Annotated in this window: 18 protein-coding genes and 1 pseudogene; 4 read left to right on the forward strand and 15 right to left on the reverse strand. The window is 59.0% G+C overall.

Going from position 1 to position 22,237, the window contains the following annotated elements:
- Positions 1 to 172 precede the first annotated feature (172 nt).
- Positions 173 to 691: pseudogene (locus JJB74_RS28045) on the forward strand (integrase core domain-containing protein); the annotation flags it as partial.
- Positions 692 to 762: 71 nt separating this feature from the next.
- Here JJB74_RS28045 and JJB74_RS28050 read toward each other — a convergent pair.
- The 10 genes from JJB74_RS28050 to JJB74_RS28095 all read right to left on the reverse strand — a co-directional run bounded on the left by JJB74_RS28050 (position 763) and on the right by JJB74_RS28095 (position 12,157).
- Positions 763 to 1,269 carry an acyl-CoA thioesterase gene (locus JJB74_RS28050; protein ID WP_200597759.1) on the reverse strand — a complete coding sequence of 169 codons (507 nt, stop codon included), beginning with the start codon at positions 1,267 to 1,269 and terminating at the stop codon, positions 763 to 765.
- A 578-nt stretch (positions 1,270 to 1,847) separates the two neighbouring features.
- Complete coding sequence (locus JJB74_RS28055) at positions 1,848 to 2,666, reverse strand: alpha/beta fold hydrolase (RefSeq protein WP_200597761.1); 819 nt, start codon at positions 2,664 to 2,666, stop codon at positions 1,848 to 1,850.
- Positions 2,667 to 2,753: 87 nt separating this feature from the next.
- Complete coding sequence (locus JJB74_RS28060) at positions 2,754 to 4,304, reverse strand: 3-hydroxyacyl-CoA dehydrogenase (RefSeq protein ID WP_325170192.1); 1,551 nt, start codon at positions 4,302 to 4,304, stop codon at positions 2,754 to 2,756.
- Positions 4,295 to 5,101 (reverse strand): enoyl-CoA hydratase-related protein, encoded by an 807-nt coding sequence (locus JJB74_RS28065; protein ID WP_200597855.1) that lies wholly within the window; start codon positions 5,099 to 5,101, stop codon positions 4,295 to 4,297. The genes JJB74_RS28060 and JJB74_RS28065 overlap by 10 nt, the downstream gene beginning before the upstream one ends.
- A 126-nt stretch (positions 5,102 to 5,227) precedes the next feature.
- A complete protein-coding gene (locus JJB74_RS28070; RefSeq protein WP_200597763.1) occupies positions 5,228 to 5,668 on the reverse strand; it encodes a MaoC family dehydratase in 441 nt (146 codons plus the stop codon).
- On the reverse strand, positions 5,665 to 6,468 hold the full coding sequence (locus JJB74_RS28075) for an enoyl-CoA hydratase/isomerase family protein (protein WP_200597765.1): 804 nt from the start codon (positions 6,466 to 6,468) through the stop codon (positions 5,665 to 5,667). The genes JJB74_RS28070 and JJB74_RS28075 overlap by 4 nt, the downstream gene beginning before the upstream one ends.
- 177 nt (positions 6,469 to 6,645) lie before the next feature.
- Positions 6,646 to 7,890, reverse strand: a complete 1,245-nt coding sequence (gene boxA, locus JJB74_RS28080; protein WP_200597767.1) for a benzoyl-CoA 2,3-epoxidase subunit BoxA — start codon at positions 7,888 to 7,890, stop codon at positions 6,646 to 6,648.
- A gap of 69 nt (positions 7,891 to 7,959) precedes the next feature.
- The gene (gene boxB / locus JJB74_RS28085) at positions 7,960 to 9,387 is read right to left on the reverse strand and encodes a benzoyl-CoA 2,3-epoxidase subunit BoxB (RefSeq protein WP_200597769.1); all 1,428 of its coding nucleotides are present in this window, start codon (positions 9,385 to 9,387) and stop codon (positions 7,960 to 7,962) included.
- 45 nt (positions 9,388 to 9,432) lie between these two features.
- Positions 9,433 to 11,088 (reverse strand): 2,3-epoxybenzoyl-CoA dihydrolase, encoded by a 1,656-nt coding sequence (gene boxC / locus JJB74_RS28090; RefSeq protein WP_200597771.1) that lies wholly within the window; start codon positions 11,086 to 11,088, stop codon positions 9,433 to 9,435.
- Between the two features lie 187 nt (positions 11,089 to 11,275).
- Positions 11,276 to 12,157 carry a helix-turn-helix transcriptional regulator gene (locus JJB74_RS28095; RefSeq protein ID WP_200597857.1) on the reverse strand — a complete coding sequence of 294 codons (882 nt, stop codon included), beginning with the start codon at positions 12,155 to 12,157 and terminating at the stop codon, positions 11,276 to 11,278.
- A 175-nt stretch (positions 12,158 to 12,332) separates the two neighbouring features.
- On the opposite strand from JJB74_RS28095, the gene JJB74_RS28100 reads away from it, so the two are divergent.
- From JJB74_RS28100 to JJB74_RS28110, 3 genes are read left to right on the forward strand one after another with little or no spacing between them, the layout of a single operon-like run.
- Positions 12,333 to 12,803 (forward strand): DUF4863 family protein, encoded by a 471-nt coding sequence (locus JJB74_RS28100; protein WP_200597772.1) that lies wholly within the window; start codon positions 12,333 to 12,335, stop codon positions 12,801 to 12,803.
- Positions 12,804 to 12,835: 32 nt separating this feature from the next.
- Positions 12,836 to 14,398, forward strand: a complete 1,563-nt coding sequence (locus JJB74_RS28105) for a 3,4-dehydroadipyl-CoA semialdehyde dehydrogenase (RefSeq protein WP_200597774.1) — start codon at positions 12,836 to 12,838, stop codon at positions 14,396 to 14,398.
- A 29-nt stretch (positions 14,399 to 14,427) separates the two neighbouring features.
- Positions 14,428 to 15,993 (forward strand): benzoate-CoA ligase family protein, encoded by a 1,566-nt coding sequence (locus tag JJB74_RS28110; RefSeq protein ID WP_200597776.1) that lies wholly within the window; start codon positions 14,428 to 14,430, stop codon positions 15,991 to 15,993.
- Positions 15,994 to 16,040: 47 nt separating this feature from the next.
- Here JJB74_RS28110 and JJB74_RS28115 read toward each other — a convergent pair whose 3' ends face one another.
- From JJB74_RS28115 to JJB74_RS33785, 5 genes are all read right to left on the reverse strand, one after another.
- Positions 16,041 to 16,955 (reverse strand): LysR family transcriptional regulator, encoded by a 915-nt coding sequence (locus JJB74_RS28115; protein WP_200597778.1) that lies wholly within the window; start codon positions 16,953 to 16,955, stop codon positions 16,041 to 16,043.
- A 282-nt stretch (positions 16,956 to 17,237) separates the two neighbouring features.
- Positions 17,238 to 18,341: a porin gene (locus JJB74_RS28120; protein WP_200597780.1), complete on the reverse strand. Its 1,104-nt coding sequence runs from the start codon at positions 18,339 to 18,341 to the stop codon at positions 17,238 to 17,240.
- 259 nt (positions 18,342 to 18,600) lie between these two features.
- Positions 18,601 to 20,271, reverse strand: a complete 1,671-nt coding sequence (locus JJB74_RS28125; RefSeq protein ID WP_200597782.1) for an electron transfer flavoprotein-ubiquinone oxidoreductase — start codon at positions 20,269 to 20,271, stop codon at positions 18,601 to 18,603.
- 123 nt (positions 20,272 to 20,394) lie between these two features.
- A complete protein-coding gene (locus tag JJB74_RS28130) occupies positions 20,395 to 21,651 on the reverse strand; it encodes an MFS transporter (RefSeq protein ID WP_200597784.1) in 1,257 nt (418 codons plus the stop codon).
- Between the two features lie 104 nt (positions 21,652 to 21,755).
- Complete coding sequence (locus JJB74_RS33785; protein WP_200597786.1) at positions 21,756 to 22,226, reverse strand: acyl-CoA thioesterase; 471 nt, start codon at positions 22,224 to 22,226, stop codon at positions 21,756 to 21,758.
- Between the last annotated feature and the right edge of the window lie 11 nt (positions 22,227 to 22,237).

A 22,237-nucleotide genomic window follows, 5' to 3' on the forward strand; every position in this document is an offset into this window, starting at 1 on the left:
TCGACCGTGGTGACGATTGACCTCATCAGACCGACGGACCCATGCTAGGAGCGCCGATGCCGGCAGCCGCGCTGTACAGCACCGCGGTGCTGGCACAGCCGCTCGAGGACGCGGCAGCTGCCGTGGACGCCATCATCTCTGCGAAAAGCATCAAAACTTGATTTGCCATAGAAGTGCGCCTAATGAAGCTTGGTCTATGGATCTCGTTATGGATGCCCTGTCAAATGGGCGGCGACTGAAATGTCTGACCATTGTTGACGACTTCACCAAGGAAGTCGTCGATATTGTGGTTGACTACGGCATCTCAGGGCTGAACGTGGTTCGTGCGCTGGAACAGGCAGCGCGTTTCCGGGGTAAAGCCAGGGCAGTACGCACTGAACAGGGGCCGGAATTCATCAGTCGTGCACTTGACCAGTGGGCGCATGCGCGTGGCGTTTGCTTGAAGCTGATTCAGGCCGGCAAGCCGACGCAAAATGCCTATATCGAGTCCTTTAATGGCAAGTTCCGTGATGAATGCCTCAATGAACACTGGCTCACTTCACTGGCTCAGGCGCGCGCCGTTATCGGGGCTTGGCGACACGACTGCAATCAGGCTCGGCCGCACAGTGCATTGAACTACCTCGCACCTGCGGAATTCGCCGCCATGTATCGAGCAATATCGGCCGCTCCTGCCACTCAGCAACTTGTTTGACGGACTTCGCTAGAACCGGATTGGCCCTGTAGAAGGAGGCAGGTCACGGCGTGGACATGATCAATTTCGATTCATTGCTCCACTGATGCTGCTATAAGCATCTCTTCATCCTGTTCCTTGCGTACCTTGGCCATCTGCTTTGCATGCTGTTCGAGGCGCTTGTCTTCCTCTGTTTCCGGCAGCCAGGACGGCACCGGCACGGTATCGCCACCGCCGTCGACTGCGACGAACACGATCAGGCAGCTGGTGGTGGTCTTGCGCCCACCGGTACGCGGATCGGTCGCGGACACATCGATGGTGATATGCATGCTCGAGGTACCGGTGTGGATGACCTTCGCATTCACCTCGACGATCTGCCCGATGAAGATTGGTTTGTGAAAGCGGATGCCACCGACGTAGACCGTAACGCAGTAATAGCCGCTCCAGCCAACCGCGCAGGCATAGCCGGCCTGGTCGATCCATTTCATTACTGCGCCGCCGTGAACCTTGCCTCCAAAGTTCACATCGGTGGGTTCGGCGAGAAAGCGCAGCGTGACTTCGCGCGGGCGTTGGCGGGATGGTTGTGCGTGACTGTTCATTAGGGTTTCCTGGAAGTGGTGAAGCGCTTTGATGGGAGAATGCTCAACATTTCCAATCTGCTAAGTATGGTCTAAATCGTGCGGGACCCGCATGCTCTGCAGGCCCGGATGGTTTAGAGGACGTTGCATATGGCTCGGCGTCTTCATTTTTCAAAGTCGCTGGGCTACTTTCGCCCTTCGTAGATTTTTCCTCGCACGTTACTCGAACGCCAATCTACGCTAGCTGACGCTCAATTTAGTCCACCCTCAAAGAGGGGCTGAGCCCAGTGGGTACGCGGGTAGAGGCAAGAACTCAGCCTGCCAAATTTTCAGGGTCCGGCGCTTGGCATACGCGGTTTCTTGCAGATGTTGATAAGGCCTTTCAGGGCTAGCAGGATAAATATTTTCATGAACAGGCCGTATATAAGCCTGCGAACCTCAGTTGACAATTCATACTGCCAAAGCTTGCATTTCTAGAGACGTCCATATAAGTGTCGAACTATAAGAGCAAGCACAAACAGATTGATCAGTGAAAGCGGGGAGACGGGACGCAGCGTGGGCTCTTGAGTATGATCCGGCAGGTATATGGGGTGACCCTTTTAATGCGCTGATTTGAGGAACCGAGACACCAGTGCCAGGACGTCTGCGTCGCGCTCACGATGAGGCACATGGTACGTGTCGTTCATCATTTCCATCTTGGATGGGCCACTGCACAGCTGCGTAATCATCTCGGGATGGACTGCCGAGCCGTATTCGTCATGCTCCCCGTGGATCGCCAGCACCGGACAGGTTACTCTAGGCAACACCGCCGCGAGAGTCCAGGAGGCAAACTGGGGATCAAGCCACGAATCCGTCCAGGCACGGAGTACCCATTCGGCCTTCTCCCCGTGGTATTTTCTCAGCCGCTCAAGCTGCCTGTCGTCTTTGAACTGCTCCTTCGCCTGCGCGATGCTTGTCAACGTCCGATCTTCCGCAAAGACCTGCGCCGACTCAGTGATTAATGCCTCGCAAGCTCCCGGATAGTCGGCGGCACAGTTGACCGCCATGCCTCCTCCAACGCTGTGGCCGAAAGCAACGAAACGCTGCAGCATGAATCGCTTCACAATGGCGGGAAAGTAGCTGCGCGACTCTTCGGCGACGAAGTCGACCGGCGGCATGTCTGCTCTTGGGTCGGATCTGCCGAATCCCAACCGGTCGTAGGCGATGACCTCCCGCCCTAGGAACCCGCTCAGCTTGGAGGGAAAGTCGCGCCACAAGTCGACGCAACCGAGCGAGTCATGAAACAGCACGATTGGCGCCCGAGCCTGCGACCGATCTACCTTCATCGCAGGAGTCCAGATGCGGGCAAAGATTTTTCCAAGCGGATGCTCGACCCAGACGTCGCTGCTGTCAACGTCCTCGGCATGGCGGTCTTTCATTCAGTGTTCCCTTTGCGTTACCTGTGTGGGCGATAAGACGCAACTGGCATTGCGGCCTTCGCGCCCCGTGGATTGATTGTGTCCGCGCTACACTTCGCGCGAAACCCAGTAGCGCTTCTGCAGCAATGGCGAAACCCTGTACCGCTCGCTTCTGTAAGCGTGATACAAGTTCTCCAGCATGGTCACGGTGTAGCCAATGCCGAAAGTCGAGAGCCATTCGAACGGCCCGGCCGGATAGTTCGTCCCTAGTTTCATCGCCGTGTCCGCATCACCTTCTTCGCAGACTCCCTGCTGGACGGCGTCGGCAGCTTCGTTGATAAGCATGGCGACTGTCCGGCCGACAATGAGGCCCGGCGCGTCATCGACCTCGACTGCCTGAAGGCCGCTGGCATCCAGCACATGCTTGACCATCGAGCGTTCCTTGTTGCCCACGCGAGAAGAAAACGCGACGGCGATGGCGGCGCCTTTCTTTAGCTGAAGTGGCCAGTCGATCACGCCGATGTTGCCGAAGCTCAGCGCCGCCGACAAGTGATCCGCCGTCCGGCCGTCGGTGACACGCAGGTGGACGGCGCCGATGCGCAACGCCGGCCAATCCTCGCCCTCAACTCGCTGATGCGGAATGCCGGCACCCGTGAACCAGTCAGCCAGCGCTTGTGCCGCCTTGCCCTTTCCAACAATGGACACGCCATCAGCACTATCTCTCAGTTCGCCTGCCGACGAAGAAGGTACGGTCTCAAACGACGGCACACCTTCATAGAAGCCCTTGCCGACCTTGCGGCCGAGGCGTCCGCCGTCCACCAGCGCTTTCTGCACAAGCGAAGGCACGTAGCGGCGATCGCCATAGTTCGCCTCGAACACCGACGTAGTGACGGAATAGTTGACATCGTGGCCGATTAGGTCCATCAGCTCACAAGGCCCCATGCGGAATCCCGCCCCGCGGAGCACTTGGTCAATCTGATATGGTGTCGCGGCGCGGTCCTGCAGTAAGGCCAACGCTTCCGCATAGTAAGGCCGCGCAATGCGGTTGACGATAAAGCCGGGCGTCGACTTCGCGTGCACCGGCGTCTTACCCCACAGCGCCGCCTTCTCGAAGATCAGGCGTGCCACGCCCGGAGCCGTCTCTGCACCTGAGACGACCTCCACCAGTTTCATCAGTGGCACTGGATTGAAGAAGTGCATGCCCACTACGCGCTCGGGATGGCGCATTCCATTGGCCAGCGCCGTGATGGAGATCGACGACGTGTTCGACGCCAGGATGGTGCCGTGTCCAACGATGTCCTCCAGCTCCCGCAGCAACTTCTGCTTGGGGTCGAGCTGCTCCAGGATGACCTCGACCACCAGCACCGCTTCCCGCATGTCGGTCAGCGCTTCGGCCGGCGCTATCCGAGATGCCAACGCGTCTCGCTCAGCCGCGTCCATGCGGCCCTTCTTCACAAGCGCCTCCAGCGCCTCCTCGATACGGCCTTTCGCCTGCTCAGCGGCACCCGGGCGGACATCGAGCAACAGCACCCGATGTCCGGCTGCGGCCGCCACTTGGGCAATGCCCGCCCCCATTGTGCCTGCGCCGATAACGCCAACGATTTGCTGTTCGAGTGGCAGGCTCTCAAGCAACCACTGCTTTTCTTGGTTCATTTCCATGACGGTTCCTTGATCCATGCTGCTGGGCGCTTTGCGAAGAACGCGGCGAACCCTTCTTTGGCTTCCGCCGTCGAACGCACCCGGGCGATCGTGTTGGCGGTCAGCTCGCGTGTCTCTCCGTCGATCTCCCCGACAGGGAGCTTGGCGAATAGCCTCTTGATTTCGGCGAGCGCCGTCGGGCCGTTCATTAAGAGCAGCTTGACGACGCTCTCCACGGCTCCATCGAGCTGCTCCATCGGCACCAGATCATGGACCAGCCCGATGTACTGGGCGCGGGCGGCATCGATGACTTCTGCCGTGAGCGCCAGGCGCAATGCGTAACGTTTGCCGACGGCATTGTTCAGGTAGGGGCCGATGACGGAGGGAAGGATGCCGAACTTCGCTTCGCTGACGGCGAACTTAGCCTCGGGCGACGCGACGACGATGTCACATGCGCAGCACAGGCCGACGCCGCCTCCATAGGCCGGCCCCTGGATCCTTCCTATAACCGGCTTCGGACATTCGTAGATCTCCTGCATCATCGCCGCGAAACGCCTGGCGTCTGCAAGATTTTCCTCGTTGGAATTGTTGCTTGCACGCTGCATCCAGTGCAGGTCCGCGCCGGCGCTGAATGCCCGGCCATCGGCCTTCAGGATGACGACACGCATTTGATTTTCCTGAGAAATCCGTTGGAACGCCGTGGTGAGCTCCTCGATCATGACCTCATCGAAGGCGTTCAGCTTCTCCTGGCGCGCTAGGCACACTGTTGCGACACCTCGTGCATCGACATTGATGTTGAGGGTTTTATAAGTCGTGATTTGCATTGCACGCATATTTCGATGAAGTGAAGATGATTCGTGGGAGTTGAGGACATTGCAAGCGCCCATCCATGCGATGACAAATGTCGTTTGCCTTACTGTAGATAAATCGTCCTACGGCGTTGTTCAAGCCGTGGTAACACGGAACATACTGGTCGCCTCCAGGTCCAGCACCTCGTCTCCATCCTGGTTACGCATCAGCCATTGCCAGCGCACCACGCCGAGCGTCGGCCGCGACACGGAGCTGCGGGAATCATTCACCACTATTTCCAGCGTCAATTCATCATCCGGGCGCACCGGGTGCGGCCAGCGCACGTAGGAAAGACCTGGCGACGCGAAGGACTCCGACCCTCTAAGAATTTCGCGCGACACCAGGCGCATGGCCAGCGCGCAGGTATGCCAGCCGCTGGCAATCAGGCCCTGGAACGGCCCTCGCTCGGCGGCCGCCGGGTCGGTGTGGAACCACTGGTCGTCATAACGCCTGGCGAAATCGATCACCTCTTGCTGTTCGACGCGCACCGGACCGAGCAGGAAACGCCTGCCCGGCTCGATGTCGGCGAACTTCAAGCGGCGCTCCCGAAGCGCGGCGCGCGCTTTTCGCGGATGGCGGCAAGGCCTTCGCGTGCATCGGCTTCGCCGAAGCCAATCATCTCGGCGGCCAGCGACGCTTCAAACGCCGGCCAGGCCGCATGCAGCCAGCCATTGAGCGCGCGCTTGGTGCCAGCGATTGCCGTAGCGCTGCCGGCGGCGAGGCGCTGCGCAATCTGCAGCGCGTCTTGCTGCAGCGTTTCAGCGTCGACCACGCGGCTCACCAAGCCGATGCGCTCGGCTTCTTCGCCGCTGACGGCATCGCACAACAGCAGGTAATACTTGGCCTTGGCCATGCCGCACAGCAGCGGCCAGATCAGCGCCGCATGGTCGCCGGCCGCCACGCCAAGCTTGGTGTGGCCGTCGATCAGCTTGGCATTGCGCGCGGCGACCGAGATGTCGGCCAAGAGCGCCACGGCAAGCCCTGCGCCCACCGCGGCGCCATGGATCGCCGACACGATCGGCTTGCCGCAGGCCAGCATGCCGGCGACGATGTCGCGGGCTTCGCGCATCACGCGCTGGCGTGCGCCTTCCGAATCGAGCATTTCCACGACCATGTCCATTGCGCCGCCCGCGCAGAACGCCTTGCCCTCGCTGCGCACCAACACCGCGCGCACATTGGCATCCTCGTCCAACCTGCGCCAGATGGTCGCCAATGCTCCATGGCCCCGTGCGTCCGTGACAGGCATGCCGCCTGCCGGGCCGAACACCACGTGCGCGATGCCTATTTCGTCAATGTCGACGCGAAAGTTGTCAGTGTCAACCGGAATGTTATTCATATCATGCTCCATTCGGACTCAGGCTGTTGGCCGGTCAAGAAGGCGCGCGGCCGCTTCGGTTCGTCGCCCTGCCTTCGCTTTCGAAGCTTGTGCAGCAGGGCAAAGCGAAAAGTTGCCATCGCCCTTCTCCTCATCGGAATCCCTACGCGAGCCAAACCAAAGAAATTTGACCAGGCCTTAATATGTCTCCACCTGGAAGCGGCCTTCGTTGACCATCTTCGGCCGTAGGGTCGCCCAGTCGATGCCGTGTGCATTGCAAATGTCCTGCATCGCATCGAGCACGCCCTCTTCCATGCCCTTCAGCCCGCAAATGTAGACATAGGTATCGCCCTTCAGCAGCTCGGCCACGGCCGCAGCGGCTTGGCGCATCTTGTCCTGCACATACGCGCGCGGTTCCTTCGGCATGCGCGAAAATGCCAGGTGCGTCTCCATCAGCTCGGCCGGCAGCTTGCGCAACGGGCCGAAGTACGGGAGCTCTTCCGGCGTTCTCGCGCCGAAAAACAGCATCAGCTTGCCCGGCACCGCTTGCCCTTTAACGAAGTGGCGGCGACGGAATTCCGTCATTGCACGCATTGGCGCCGAGCCGGTGCCAGTGCAGATCATCAGGATGTTGGAGCCCGGGTGATTCGGCATCAGGTAGTTCGCGCCGAAGGGGCCGGTCACCTGCACCGCGTCGCCCTTCTGCAGATCACACAGGTAGTTCGAGCCAACGCCCTTCACCGGATTGCCCTCATGGTCGGACACCACCCGCTTCACTGTCAGCGAGAGGTTGTTGTAGCCTTCGCGCTCGCCGTTGCGCGGGCTGGCGATCGAATACATGCGCAGGTAATGCGGCTTGCCATTCGCATCCACGCCGGGCGGGATGATGCCGATCGACTGGCCCTCCAGCACCGGGAACAGTTGCGTGCCGAAGTCGAGCACGATGTGGTGGATGTCGCTTGCGGTGTCGCTCGATGTGACGCGATAGTTGCCGGCCACGGTCGCCGTGATCGGCTCCTTCAGCGTGTACAAGTTCACGTAGGGATGCGCAGCTGACCACGGCGGGCACGCGGAAGAGCGCGATGCGCCGGCGTTTTCCTGCACCGCCTCGCGCTGAGCTTCTGCCGCGTTGCTGGCACCGACTGCATCTAGCACGCTTTGCTCGAATGCCTTCTCGGCTGGCAACTCGTCCCAGCTGTACTGCTCTTCGAGGCTGTAGGCTTCGACCTTCGGCATCGTGCGCCAGTGGTCGATGGCACCCGTCGGGCATGGCGAGATGCAGGCGCCGCAGGCATTGCAGACATCCGCCTTCACCACGTAGTTGCGGTCGTCATGCGTGATCGCATCGATCGGGCAAGTCTCTTCGCAGGTGTTGCAGCGAATGCAGATCTCGGGATCGATCAGATGCTGACGGATCAGGGTAATCGTTTCAGGAGCGTTCATGGCGGGGCCTGCTCTATTTTGCAAAAAAACGAGGTCACCGGCGTTTTGCGCCGGCGACCGTTGACTGACTTAGTTGAAACGCACGTATTCGAAGTCGATCGGTTGGCGGTTGATGCCCACCGGCGGCGGTGCGATCCAGTTCGCCATCTTGCCCGGCTCGACCACGCGGCCCATCAGCGAAGCCACGTAAGCGCGGTCTTCTTCGGACGGCAACCAGTTGCGCACATTGGCCTGCCATTCGGCTTCGGAAATCACGCGGCCGTCCGGAGAGATGCGCTGCCCGGCGAAGGTGCCGATGTGGCGGTTGAAGGCCTTGTGCGGCGTGGTCAGGCGGAAATTCACGCCAGCCTTCTCCAGCACTTTATTCCAGCGGCCGACGCCAGCGATCGAGTCGCGGATATAGTCGTCGCGTAGCACCTCGTTCAGCGCATTGAGCATGGGCACTTCGCGCTCGGTGAGCTTGCCATCGGCGATGTCGAGGATCTTGTACTGGTTGTTCTTCAGCAGATGATCGTCATCGCGCTTGGTCTCTTCATAGCGGCCTTTCAGGCCCGAGCTATAAAAAGCCGCGGCATTCGACGACTGGTCGGCGCCGAAAAGGTCGATGGTCACGGAAAAGTGGAAGTTCAGATAGCGCTGCACCGTCGGCAGATCGATCACGCCATGGCGGCGCACTTCTTCCGGATCCTCGATGCCGTGCTGCTTCATGATCTGCGCGGTGCGCTGCAGGACGCGCGAGATGCCCGATTCGCCGACGAACATGTGATGCGCTTCCTCGGTCAGCATGAAGCGGCAGGTGCGCGACAGCGGATCGAAGCCCGATTCGGCCAGCGCATTGAGCTGGAACTTGCCGTCGCGGTCGGTGAAGTAGGTAAACATGTAGAACGCCAGCCAGTCCGGGGTCGGTTCATTGAAGGCCTCCAGGATGCGTGGCTTATCTTGGTCGCCCGAATTTCGCTGCAACAGTGCCTCAGCTTCCTCGCGGCCGTCGCGACCGAAATGCTTGTGCAGCAGGTACACCATGGCCCACAGGTGGCGGCCCTCTTCCACATTGATCTGAAACAGATTGCGCAGGTCGTAGTTCGACGGCGCGGTCAGTCCCAGATGGCGTTGCTGCTCGACCGAGGCCGGCTCGGTGTCGCCTTGCGTGACGATCATGCGGCGCAGGTTGGCGCGGTGCTCGCCCGGTACTTCCTGCCAGGCAGCCTCACCCTTGTGCTCGCCGAAATTCACCTTGCGGCCGTTTTCCTGCTGCGCCAGGAAAATGCCCCAGCGATAGTCCGGCATTTTCACATGGCCGAAGTGAGCCCAGCCTTCCGGCGTGACATTGATGGCGGTACGTAGATAGACATCGAAATCGACCGAGCCCTCCGGGCCCATGTCGCGCCACCACTGCAGATAGTTCGGCTGCCAGTGCTCCAGCGCGCGCTGCAGCGTGCGGTCTTCCGAAAGGTTGACGTTGTTCGGTATCTTTTCGCTGTAATTGATTGTGCTCACAATAGTCCTCTGTGTGTTGACTGCTGTTGATGTCAGTGTTGTTCGTTACACGCGGTTCATGTCGAACTGTGCCTTGTCGCCGCTGCCGTAGACCTTGAGCGCGCCTTTTTCGCCGACAGCGTTCGGGCGGATGAAGATCCAGTTCTGCCAAGCCGAGAGGCGGCCGAAGATGCGGGTTTCCATGGTCTCCGGGCCATTGAAGCGCAGGTTCGCCTCCAGTCCGGTCAGCGCATCCGGCGACATGCTGGCGCGCTCTTCCACGGCGATGCGGATCTCGTCGGCCCAGTCGATGTCGTCCGGATTCGCGGTGATCAGGCCCAGCGCCATCGCTTCGTCGGCATCGAGCTTCTTGCCCATGGTCTCCCGCACGTTGGAAACATCGGCTTGGCCGTCATAGAAGCGGCGTGCCAGGCGGGATTGCGTCGTGATCATCGGCAGCAGGCCGAAATTCATTTCCGATACCGCGATCTTCGGTGCGGCTTCCGGGCTGTCCGGCAAGGCCAGCATGTAGCTGCGGTCAGCGGCCAGCGCCACTTCCAGCAGCGAGCCGGCAAAGCAGGAGCCTTCGTCGATCAGCGCGAACAGCGAGCGCGACGACACATCGAGGCGGGCGAAGGTGCGGCGCATCATGCCGATGGTCTGACGCACCAGCCAGTGGCCGCGGTTGGCCAGCAGGGTTTCATCCATGGCCAGCACCGCATCGGCATCGCCGACGGTCTTCAGCAGCCAGGTGCCGATCTCGGTTTCGTTGGTGCGCATGTGCAGGATCGCGTCGTCCAGCTCGCGCGCCATCTGCAACGGCCACCATTGCTCACCGGCTTCGACGATGGCTGCGACGCTGTTCGGCTGCTGGCCCTGCGGCGCGCGCACGGTGAAAGTCGCGGTACGGGAAACGCGGTCAATCGCGACGTTGACCTGGGTGTATTCAAGCCCGTTGTCCGACTGGGTCTTATTCAGCGGATTCAGTTTTACACCTTGCGCATCAGCCGGACGGTCGCTCTGCGCGGTGAGCTGCTGTGCGCGCTGCTGCACCGCGTCCTTGAACTGCGCCGGCTTGGCGATGGCATCGACCAGCTTCCAATCGACAGCACGCTGGCCGCGCACGCCTTCGGAGGTGGTGCAGAAGATGTCGGCATGGTCATGACGCACCTTCCTCTTGTCGGTCAGGCGGGTCAGGCCGCCAGTGCCGGGCAGCACGCCCAGCAGCGGCACTTCGGGCAGGCTGACCGCCGAGGAGCGGTCGTCTACCAGCAGGATTTCATCGCAAGCCGCAGCCAGCTCGTAGCCGCCGCCGGCGCAGGCGCCGTTGACCGCGGCCAGGAATTTCAGGCCTTCGTTGCGGCTGGAGTCTTCCAGGCCGTTGCGGGTCTCGTTGGTGAACTTGCAGAAGTTGACCTTCCAGGCGTGGGTCGACTTGCCCAGCATGAAGATGTTCGCGCCGGAACAGAAGATGCGGTCGCGGCTGGAAGTAATGACGACGGTCCTGACTTCCGGATGTTCGAAGCGGATGCGCTGCACCGCGTCGTGCAGTTCGATATCGACACCGAGGTCGTAGGAGTTCAGCTTGAGCTTGTAGCCCTCACGCAGGCCGCCCTCCTCATTGACGTTCATGGTCAGCGTGGCGACTGCGCCTTCGCAGGCCAGCGTCCAGTGCTTGTACTGTTCCGGGGAAGTTTGGTAATTCACTTGCTGGGTAGTCATGGTAGGCGTCCTTGAAGGAAATATGCTGCAGCGTCGTTACGGTGAAGGCACTATATTGCAGTCTGAAACAAGCGTCAAGCAGCGAAATGCATTTAACGGAAAAATATTTCGGGACGCCGATTTGACGGGCTGAGCAGCAAAGCAGAGCAAGCGGCGGCTCGGATGAGGTTCAGCCGCTTGCGCTGGGCTACGTGAGCACTTTCTCGCGCAGCTGTTCAGAGAGGCTTAGGAACGCAGCTTCCTGCGCCATCTCGCTGGTGTCCATGGCTAGATCGGCCTTGGAATAGAACTCTTCGCGGCTGGCGAGGATGTTCTTCAAGTCTTCCATTGCCTCGCGGTTTCCCTGCATCGGCCTTTTGTCCCCTTGGGCCAGCACCCGCGCCATATGCTCCTCGGGGGAAGCCTTCAGCCAGACCGTATAGCAGTGCGACAGCAACAAATTGAAAGTCGCTGGATCCGAGACGATGCCGCCCGGCGTGGCGACTATGGCGGTGGGCAGGCGTCGGATGACATCCTCTAGCGCCCGGTATTCATAGCGCCGATAGGCGTTTGCGCCGTACAGGGAATGGATCTCTGGAATGCTGCAGCCAGCGAGAATTTCAATCTCGCGGCTCAGTTCCACGAAGGGCAGCGCCCATGAAGCGGCCAGCATGCGGCCGATACTGGACTTGCCGGCCCCGCGCAGGCCGATCAACGCAATGCGCCGCCGCCTAGCTGCCTCGGACGTCGGTGTTTCGAACAATTCAGATAGCGCCACACGCGCCTGCTTTAACTCGGCATCCGTGCGGCTATGCAGGATTCCGCGAATCATGAGCCATTCTGGCGAGGAGGCCGTCTGATCGCCGGTCATTTCAGCCAGGCTGCAATTGAGCACCTGCGCCAGCTGGCGCAGAAACTGAATTGAAGCATTGCCGACGCCTGTTTCGACATTTGCCACATGGCGCTCGGAGACATCCGCCAGCGTTGCAAGGGCCTTGCGCGATATGCCGCGGCGCGCTCGCAGGGATTTCACCCGCTCGCCCAATTGGGACAGAAATGGGTCTTTGGTAGGTTCCGATAGGTCTGTCATGGGGATTCCCGCGTGTACACCGTGCAAACTAAAGGGTTGAAGGCTAAGGAATTATATTACGGATTCCGTGCTTGACGGTTGCATCATACTGCATATAGACTGATTTAAACATGCAGTATAAGACCGCGCCCAGCACAACCAAGAACGCACACCGCGTTGCACTAGGAAGATTTCCATGGATGTCCTTCAATTTGAACAACTGATTTCTAACCTTACTGTTTCGCTATCAGGCCAGCCGCTGGACGACTCCCTGGCCGCACGTCTGAATGCCGAGCACGGCCCCGGCAGCCCAACCTATGAAGCCATCTTCTCTGCCTGCCGCGAAGGTGTGCAGGATGGTTGGATGTGCAACCGCGAAGGCGGTGGTATCAAGTATGGCCGCGTGCTGAAGGCCGCCGATGCGACGCATGGCTTCTCGGTGGACGTTGTCGACATGCAGGACTTGGCGGGGCCGCATCATGTGCATCCGCAAGGTGAGATCGACCTCATCATGCCGCTCACTCCCGGCGCCCGCTTCGATGGCCATCCGGCCGGCTGGTGCGTTTACGGCCCAGGCAGCGCCCATCACCCGACCGTTACCGAAGGCCACGCCCTAGTGCTGTATCTCCTTCCCCAAGGCGCAATTCAGTTCACCAAAGCGGCCTGAATCCGCTCCCCAACCATTTAGGAAGCACTCCAATGAGCGTTTTTCTTCGCAATTATCTCGGCGGCCAATGGCAGCCAGAATCCCGTACCGCCCACGCCTTGGTAAATCCAGTAAGCGGTGAAGCACTCGCCTTTGCCGGAGGCCCTGCGGAAAACTTGGCAGCCGCCTATGAGTTTGCCCGCAATGCCGGCGGCAGCGCACTGCGCGCCATGAGCTATGGCCAGCGCGCCGCGATACTGGCTGACGTAATGAAGGTGCTGCAAGCCAACCGTGACACCTATTACGACATTTCGATCGCGAATTCCGGTACCACGAAGGCCGATTCCGCAGTCGATATCGAAGGGGCCCTCTACACCCTCGGCTATTACGCGAAGTTGGGCGCCACCCTCGGCGATGTGCATACCCTCGGCGATGGCACGTCGACCGTGTTGTCCAAAGACGGCCTGTTCCAGTCGCAGCATGTGTACGCGCCGGTGCGCGGCTTGGCGCTGTTCATCAACGCCTTCAACTTCCCGGCCTGGGGGCTGTGGGAGAAGGCCGCCCCGGCGCTGCTGTCCGGCGTTCCGGTGGTGATCAAGCCCGCCACGGTCACTGCCTGGCTCACGCATCGGATGGTCGAGGATGTCGTCAACGCCGGCGTGCTGCCTCCAGGAGCGCTGTCGATTGTTTGCGGCAGTTCCGCTGGCCTGCTTGATCCGCTACAGCCCTTTGATGTGCTCTCCTTCACCGGCTCCGCCGACACCGCCGCGAAGATTCGTTCCCATGACGCGGTCACGCGCCACTCGGTGCGCGTCAACATTGAGGCCGACAGCGTTAACAGCGCCCTGCTCGGCCCGGATGCCGTACCGGGTAGCGAAGCCTTCGATCTGTATGTGAAGGAACTGGTACGCGAGATGACGACCAAGAGCGGCCAGCGCTGCACCGCGATCCGCCGCGCGCTGGTGCCGGCCGCGCAGTTCGATGCGGTGGCCGAGGCCGTGGCAGCGAAGCTGTCGGGCATCACGGTCGGCAACCCGCGCAACGACACGGTCAGGATGGGCTCGCTGGTCAGCCGTGAGCAATACGACGCCGTGCACACGGGAATCGAGAAACTTGCAGGCGAAGCACAACTGCTGGTGGACGGACGCAATTCTGCGCTGGTCGACGCCGACCCGGCGCTGGCAGCTTGTGTCGCCCCGACACTGCTCGGCCTGCGTGACGGTGCATCGGGCACCACCGTGCACGAACACGAAGTGTTCGGCCCGGTGTCGACTTTGATTGGCTATCGCGATGCAGATGAAGCCGTCGCACTCGCGCATCGCGGCCAGGGATCCTTGGTCGCTTCAATTTTCAGCGCTGACCATGCGTGGCTGGCGCGGGCCGGAGCGGAGCTGGCAGGCTCGCATGGGCGTGTCAATTTGGTCAGCCCGGATGTGGGCAAGACGCAGACCGGCCACGGCAATGTGATGCCGCAGTCGATCCACGGCGGACCCGGACGCGCAGGCGGCGGCGAGGAGCTCGGTGGGCTACGTTCGCTTGGCTTCTATCACCGTCGCAGCGCACTGCAGGCATCAGCCACCACACTTGATGCCCTCGGTCCGCTCGGCAGCCTTTGAACCAGACAGGATAGATGCGAGGAGACAGCATGGAAACCGAAGTCAAGAGCCCGCCGGAACGCTTTAACTTCGCGAGGCACATTTTCGACGTCAACCGCTCCCGCCCGGACAAGACCGCGTATATCGACGACCGAGAAGCGATCAGCTATGCAGAACTGGAACTGCGCGCCCGCCGCTTCGCCGCGGGCCTGCTCGAACAGGGCCTGCGCCCCGAGGAGCGGGTGCTGCTGGTAATGCATGACACCGCTGACATGCCGGTCGCCATGCTTGGCGCCATGTTCGCGGGCATTGTGCCCGTGCCGGTCAACACGCTGCTGCCAATGGAAGACTATGCCTACATGCTTGCGCACAGCGGCGCGCGTGCTGTCGTCGTGTCGGCACCGCTGGCGGACTGTATCGGCCAGGCGCTGGCGCATTCCGGCAGTCGCGCGCGGATGATTGTCTCCAGTGACATCGATGCGCTGCCGGAAGGCGCGAAGAACTTTCACGCGCTGCTGCAAGCTAGCCCGCTGCCCGAGGACGGCAATGCCGACACCCATCGCAACGCCTTCGCTTTCTGGCTGTACTCTTCCGGATCCACTGGAAAGCCCAAGGGCACGGTGCATACCCATGCGAACCTCTACTGGACCGCGACGCTATACGGTCAGCCAGTGCTCGGCGTGCGCGAGGACGACGTGGTTTTCTCCGCGGCCAAACTATTCTTCGCTTATGGCCTGGGCAATGCATTCACCTTCCCGTTGTCTGTCGGTGCGACCACGGTGCTGATGGCCGAGCGGCCCACGCCACAGGCGGTGTTCCAGCGCCTGGTGCGCCACAAACCGACGGTATTCGCCGGCGTGCCGACGCTGTATGTGTCGATGCTGGCGTCCAACGATCTGCCAGCGCGCGCAGACACTGCGCTGCGCATCTGCGCGTCCGCCGGCGAAATGCTGCCGCGCGAAGTCGGGGAACGCTTCAAGTCGCATTTCGGCGCCGACATCCTCGACGGCATCGGCTCGACCGAGATGCTGCACATCTTCCTGTCCAACCGCAGCGGCGACATCCGCTACGGCACCACCGGCCGCCCGGTGGAGGGATATGACGTCGCGCTACGTGATGAGGAAGGCAAGACGGTACCGACCGGTGAAGTCGGCGACTTATACATTCGTGGACCGAGCGCGGCGTTAATGTACTGGACCAACCGTGAAAAGAGCCAAGCTACTTTCCAGGGTGAATGGCTGAAGAGCGGCGACAAGTATTTGAAGGACCGTGACGGTTATTACACTTATGCCGGCCGCAGCGACGACATGCTGAAAGTCAGCGGACAGTATGTGTCGCCAGTCGAGGTTGAATCAGCATTGGTGGAGCATCCGGCTGTGCTGGAATGTGCTGTTGTGGGCAGGCCTGATGCTGATGGACTGGTCAAGACCATGGCATATGTCGTGCTACGCAATAATCAACAAGGGGACGATGAATTGCGTGCAGAGCTGAAGAGCTTCGTTAAAAGTCGACTCACACCACACAAGTATCCGCGCGAATTCGTCTTTGTCCCGGATCTACCGAAGACCGCCACAGGTAAGATACAGCGCTTCAAGCTGCGGGCAATTGGACAATAATAGGAAACGTGCAAGGAGGATGCCCCTACTTGCACTCGAAAACTCCTCTAGTGAGTCGACCATGGGTCGCTTTCTGGCTTTGGAAAACACCGCATTATGAAGTCGATGAAGCTTGAAACCTTTGCAGGCACATGGCGGCGGCTGGGATAGACCATCGTAACCACTATTTTCCCGAAATCATATTCAGACAGAAGGCGCACCAGTCGACCTGTTTCAAGATCTTCGCGTAAGGCAAACGCTGGACGCATTATTATGCCCATCGCATTAACCGCACACTGGCGAAGCAGCTCGCCATTATTGGACACCATGTCACGTTTGATTGCGATACCAATCGTGCCCACCGGGCTATCGACGGACCATTGATGGCGTATTTTCTCGTAGGTGAAGTTCAAACATGCGTGGTGTGCGAGGTCTTGCGGAGTCTTTGGTTCGCCGTGACGGGCGATATATTCAGGGGATGCGCAAACCAATACGTCGGTTACGCCAAGTTGACGTGCGATCATTGTCGCGTCAAAACGTTGCGGAGATAAAAAGAACCCAACGTCAAATCCTTCATCGACGAGATTCGGCGTTCTCTCCGTGAGCGTCACATCTAACGCCACGTTAGGATAGGTCTCCTTGTAAGAAGAGAGTACAGGCGACAGCTGCGTTTCACCAAAACTGAGCTGTGCATAAACGCACAGTGTCCCAGTTGGTAGATTGGAATGTGCCATCGCAGCCGCATTCGCCTCTTCAAGGTCTTGCAAGATCTGTGTCACTCGCCTCAGATACACTTGCCCAGCCTCGGTAAGGGACAAACGCCGTGTCGTCCGGTTTAACAGACGAATAGCAAGATGATTTTCAAGGTCGCCGATATTTCGAGTAACGACGGCACCGGACATTTCCAGGTGGCGTGCCGCACGAGCAAAGCTTCCTTGTTCCGCGACAGCGGCAAACACTCTCATCGCTTGAAGCTGATCCATTGCCCTATCATCTTGTGCATTCCTCAACGCAGCGATGTGTTTGCTTGAAAGGCTTTATTGCTACCAACAGCTAAAACACACCCGCTTTAGATACAACTGGAACAAAAGTCTTTCCACCGATGAGCTGAAAACACAATCGCTCTACTCTCAGCTCATCGGCTTCACTACACCATCAAAATGACTGTCGAGCCAAACAGACACCTATTTCTTTGAAACTTCGTGGTATCAAGATTTTGATCGCCACGTCGTGTCGATTACGCCACCCGATCCCTTGTCTTCGCATCAGAACAGGTGATTGATACCGACCGAGACGCCCGTCTGATGACTTTGTCCGGCAGCCGAAGCTAAACCTAACTGGCTGCTGCCACCTGCAAGGAAGTTTCCGGCGGGAAGCCCAGCAGCGCCAACAGGAAGCGCCAAACCGTCCCGAAAGCGGGCATAGTCGATGTCTGCGTAAAGGTTGGTACGTTTCGACAACGCATAGGTCGTACCGGCAATCAGTAGCTGACGTTTGCCGTTGGTTCCCGTGTTGCTGATGTTGTCGACCTTCGTGTCGTAATATGCCGCAGTTACAGCGAATGCCGGGCTGAAGTCATAGCTGCCGCCAAACCAAGCATTTCTTTGTTGCGTGCTTCCCGAGACGAGATCCTGGTTTTCACGCTGGTAACCGCCTGCAATACGAGCGGGGCCAAACGTATAAGCACCGCCCAAGGTCCAAGTACGGTTTTCTTGAAAATTGGCGCTCGCGCCGGCAGCTGCAACATTCGGCTTGCGCAGTGCGTACGCTGCACCAACATTTATCGAACCGTTGAAGTAACTTACACCTACACCTTGCGCAGAGCTGTTACGCGCGCTACCAGTTTGCTCGCCCAAGGCCCACTCCGCACGCGCAGTAATTGGCCCGAAGGTACCGGTGTATTGGAGGTCATTATCATAGCGAATGCCCGCACTTGCTCCGCCGGTTAGCGGAATGATATTAGTGTATTTATAATTAAACGGATCGTAGCCGCCGATGGTTTTGAATACGGCAGTATATTGACGACCTAGATCCAGTGAGCCCCACTGGCTTCCGAGCCCGACTAGGGCAACTCGATTGAATAACTTGGCGCTATTGTCCAAAGCACCCGTGCCTGTATTGAAACCGCTCTCCAAATTGAAGTGTGCGTTCAGGCCCCCACCTAAATCTTCCACGCCCTTGAATCCAATGCGATTGGCGTTGTACGTACCGATCGAGCTCAGCGTAAGCTTAGTGTGACCGGCCGCATCCTGGTTGGTTTGATAGCGAACCCCTCCGTCAAATGCGCCATAAATTATCAAACTGGATTGTGCATATGCGGCGTCTCCAGTTACGAGTGCTATTGCCAGTGCGAGCAGCGACTTCTTCATCAGGTTGTCCCCTTGATTGCGGTTAAAAAATCGTTTATGTGTTTGCGCCTCTGGCCAGCGTCGAAGGCAATGGCGTTCCAGCCTTGTCCTACTGGACACGGTTTAGCCGCCTGCTAAATTAGTCGACGCCTTGTTGTTTCGGGATGCGTTAAGGGTCTTTAAACCTTTTCCGCCGTTGCTTAATTCATCACTCAATGTTCCTGATCGTTGACCTTGCAAAAGGGCAACGTTTATTAGGTGACAAACTTCATTTTCCGAGTTACATGTTCGGATAGTTCGGTCCGCCGCCGCCTTCCGGCGTGACCCAGACGATGTTCTGCGTCGGGTCCTTGATGTCGCAGGTCTTGCAGTGCACGCAGTTCTGCGCATTGATCTGCAGGCGGTCCTGGCCTTCGTCGCTCTTCACGTATTCATACACGCCCGCGGGGCAATAACGCTGTTCCGGGCCGGCATAGGTCGGCAGGTTGATTCGGGTCGGCACGCTCGCATCCTTCAGCGTCAGGTGCACCGGCTGGTCTTCGCCATGGTTGGTGTTCGAAATGAATACCGAAGACAGGCGGTCGAAGGTCAGCTTGCCATCCGGCTTCGGATAGGCGATCGGCTTGAAGTCGGATGCCGGGCGCAGGTATTCATGGTCGGCGCGCTTGTGATGCATGGTCCAGGGAGCGTTCCCCTTGAACAGCACCTGGTCGATGCCGACCATCAGCGTGCCCGACATCAGGCCCAAGCCCATGAAGGGCTTGAAATTGCGTGCCTTGTACAGCTCTTTATGCAGCCACGACTTCTCGAACAAGGCCGGATACGCGGTCAGTTCATCATGCTGCCGTCCGGCGCCGATCGCATCGAAGGCCGCTTCGGCAGCCAGCATGCCGGTCTTGATCGCCGCATGGCTGCCCTTGATGCGGCTCGCATTCAAGAAGCCCGCGTCGCAGCCGACCAGCGCGCCGCCCGGGAACACCAGCTTCGGCAGCGACTGCAGGCCGCCCGCGGTGATCGCGCGCGCGCCATATGAGATGCGCCGGCCGCCTTCGAAGAACTTGCGGATTTCCGGATGGGTCTTGTAGCGCTGGAATTCCTCGTACGGCGAAATGTACGGGTTTTCATAAGCCAGGCCGACGACATAGCCGACCGCGACCTGGTTGTTCTCGAGGTGGTACAGGAAGGAACCGCCGTAGGTGCTGTTGTCCAGCGGCCAGCCGGCGGTGTGAATTACCAGGCCGGGCTGATGCATCTTCGGATCGATTTCCCACAATTCCTTGATGCCGATGCCATACGCCTGCGGATCGCGGCCGACGTTCAGATCGTATTTCGCCATCAGCTGCTTGCCGAGGTGGCCGCGCGAGCCTTCGGCGAACAGCGTGTATTTTGCGTGCAACTCCATGCCGAGCTGGAACGCGTCGGTCGGATTGCCTTCGCGGTCCACGCCCATGTTGCCGGTGGCGACACCTTTCACCGAGCCGTCGTCGTTGTACAGGATCTCGGCGGCCGGGAAGCCGGGGAAGATTTCCACGCCGAGCGCCTCAGCCTGCTGGCCGAGCCAGCGGGTCACATTGCCCAGCGAGATCACGTAATTGCCGTGGTTCTGGAAGCAGGCGGGCAATGCCCAGCCCGGCGTCTTGCGGGCTTTGGTCTCGGTCAGGAACAGGAAGCGGTCTTCGGAGACGGGCGTATTGAGCGGCGCGCCTATTTCTTTCCAATTGGGGAAGAGCTCGTTGATCGCGATCGGGTCCATCACCGCGCCGGAGAGAATGTGGGCGCCGACTTCGCCGCCTTTTTCCAGCACGCAGACCGAGACTTCCTGACCACGCTCGGCCGCCAGCTGCTTGAGCCGGATGCCGGCCGACAGGCCTGCGGGCCCGCCGCCGACGATGACGACGTCATACTCCATAGCCTCGCGCGGGCCCTGATCACCGAAGTTTGGTTGTGTCATGTGTTCTTTACTTTCCTGGAAGAGCTGTTTAGTCAGCCGGTACAGGCGTACTTAGAAACTTCTGAAGGAAGCGAACGCCGCGTATGAGAAAGCGGCAACTGCACGTTCCGCTTCGCCCCTTGATTAAGCTCCCAGATTTTTGGCAGCTGGTTTCAATTTCACATTCCGATTCGGATGTGAAGGTGGGTAAATGTATGGCCCCAAGTTCAGTACGGCAGCAATGGCGACCACTATCAATGCAAACAGGATATACACCGCAGTCGCGTATGACTTCGTTAGATCGTAGGAGAGACTAAGTAAATAAGTTCCGCCCGCCGCACCCCACGCAAACGTGAACCATACGGCTCCCATCACGCGCCCAAATACGGGCGCGGGAAAATATCGACTCACAACGAAAGTAATAATGTCGCCTTCTGCCCCTAGACCGATGCCAAGTAATACTGCTCCGAATGTGACAACTGATAACGCCGGGGAATGCGTAATGAACCAGATGCCGGCCACGGCGCAGATGAAAACTATTGTCATGACATAGGGGGCAAAGATACGGTCCATGAGGTAGCCGGTGCCGAGCCGTGCAACCATTGAACTCGTACCCGCAACTGAGAGCACTCCAGCAGCAACGACCGCAGTAAATCCACGGTCCGTGAGGATCGATACCATTTGCGACATTACGCCGAAGGTTGAAAAGGAGATCAGACAAATCGCCAGCGCCAGTAACCAAAATTGCTTCCGTTTGCCAACAACCTGCCAAAGTGACTCCTTGACTTGCGAGACGGAAGACGTAGGCTGTGTCGTCTCATTGGACGACGCACGAATCAAGAAAATAAGACACAGAAGAGGTACAAGCCCGACAATTGTGCCCACACCAATATAGCCAGCACGCCAGCCATAGTGAAGAAGCAGATATTGGGCAATAATCGGCATGAGCATGCCACCGACTCCATTACCCGCATTAACTATGCCGAGCGCGAGCCCACGCTGCTGGTCGAATTGTTTACAAACCAAGACTGCATAGGGAATCATCGTACCCGCAGCTCCGCAGAAACCAATCACTGCGAACGTGGCCACAAACATCGGCAAGCTGAGCGACGCCATTCCTATCGTTGCGATTGCCGTGCCGAAGATCGCTATCAATATCCCTGTGGTGCGGCGCACCCCCCAACGATCAATCGCTGCGCCAATAAACAGAACACCAAATCCATTCGCAATCAGAAACGCTGTTAGCCCAAGGGATACTGAAGACCGTGGCCAGCCGTATTCATTTCCAATCGCTTTAGCGAATACGCCAAACATGAAAGTGGCGATGGAACTGGCGCCTACGATAGTCGCAATTGTGCCCGCTACGACGGTCCACCACCGATTGATAGATCGAGTATGCATTCTGTGTCTCCTGAGATTGTCCTGATATTTTCCTGATATCAACTTTGTGCCGAACTGGGGTGCTGCATTGCTGTTACGTGTTCATTTAAATGGACAGATTTAATCTATGAGGCTTGTAAAGCGAAGCTCGCAAATTGCTCGCGCTGTAACTGTGGAATAGGAACAGGCTTGCGGGAGGCACCGTCGATTAGTACGAGCGTGGCGGTGCTCGTAGCTATGCAGAGTTGGCCACTAAAGAGTCCTTGCACCAATTCAAATGAAGTCGTGCCTACCTTTAATACCGCTGTACCAATACGAACGGGATCGGGCCAGTGCAGTTCACGTAGAAAGTTGATGGTGAGACTGGCCGTAACAAATATTTGGTCGGCTACTTCAATGCCGGCCATGAAACGTGCGCGGCCAGTCTCCATGTACGCGCCAACCGCCAAGTGATTGACATGTCCAAGCTTATCGGTGTCTGACCAGCGCACAGTGTCGGTCGCCCAGGCTCGATAACTTTGCTCCTTAGCAAAGCGCACGAGCTGATCTCTAGCAGCCTCCGTTCCCCGAAAAACGCTTTCCCCTGTCTGCAACATAAGCCCCCCGG

The organism is Noviherbaspirillum pedocola (assembly GCF_016632335.1).
In the GTDB taxonomy this organism is placed as follows: domain Bacteria; phylum Pseudomonadota; class Gammaproteobacteria; order Burkholderiales; family Burkholderiaceae_D; genus Noviherbaspirillum_A; species Noviherbaspirillum_A pedocola.